This is a genomic window from Methylobacterium sp. WL116 (assembly GCF_008039455.1).
In the GTDB taxonomy this organism is placed as follows: Bacteria; Pseudomonadota; Alphaproteobacteria; order Rhizobiales; family Beijerinckiaceae; genus Methylobacterium.
Window position 1 is genome coordinate 1 of the sequence record NZ_VRUV01001023.1, and the last position, 706, is coordinate 706.

1 protein-coding gene is annotated in these 706 nt (G+C 72.0%); it reads left to right on the plus strand.

Annotated features, from left to right (window positions below; all coding sequences use genetic code 11):
* Nucleotides 1-53: 53 nt before the first annotated feature.
* Nucleotides 54-677 carry a ribonuclease D gene (locus FV223_RS29180; RefSeq protein WP_147730061.1) on the plus strand — a complete coding sequence of 208 codons (624 nt, stop codon included), beginning with the start codon at nucleotides 54-56 and terminating at the stop codon, nucleotides 675-677.
* Nucleotides 678-706: the final 29 nt, after the last annotated feature.

Genomic DNA, 706 nt, shown 5'->3' on the forward strand with positions numbered 1-706 from the left:
CCCCTCAGGGTGATACCCGCCGCAAAACCCCCCACCCCAAAAGCCCGAAAACCATGCCGAGCCACACCATCCGCCTGCATCGCGGCGACCTGCCGGCCGGGTATGAGCCGGGGGCGGCGATCGCCGTCGACACCGAGACGCTGGGGCTCAACCCGCATCGCGACCGGCTCTGCGTCGTGCAGGTCTCGAAGGGCGACGGCTCGGCCGACGTCGTGCAGATCCTTCGCGATGGGCCGGTGCCCGCGGTGCTGGCGGGCATCCTGGCCGATGCGGGGGTGCGGAAGATCTTCCACTATGCGCGGTTCGACCTCGCGGTGCTGTACCGGGCGCTCGGGGTGATGCCGGCGCCGGTCTACTGCACCAAGATCGCCTCGAAGCTCGCGCGCACCTACACCGACCGGCACGGGCTCAAGGACGTGGTCCGCGAATGCGTCGGGGTCGACCTGTCGAAGGCGCAGCAATCCTCCGACTGGGGCGCCGAGACGCTGACGCCGGCGCAGGTGGAGTACGCCGCCTCCGACGTGCTCCACCTCCACGCCGCGCGCGACCGCCTCGACCGGATGCTGGCGCGCGAGAACCGCACGGATCTCGCCGAGGCCTGCTTCGCCTTCCTGCCGACCCGCGCCCGGCTCGACCTCGACGGCTGGCCCGAGGTCGACATCTTCGCCCACACCTGAGCGGCGCCCGGCCCGACGCCGCCTCGGCC

Coding starts and splice junctions, on each gene's coding strand:
- FV223_RS29180 (WP_147730061.1), top strand. CDS start 54: ATGCCGAGCCACACCATCCGCCTGCATCGCGGCGACCTGCCGGCCGGG.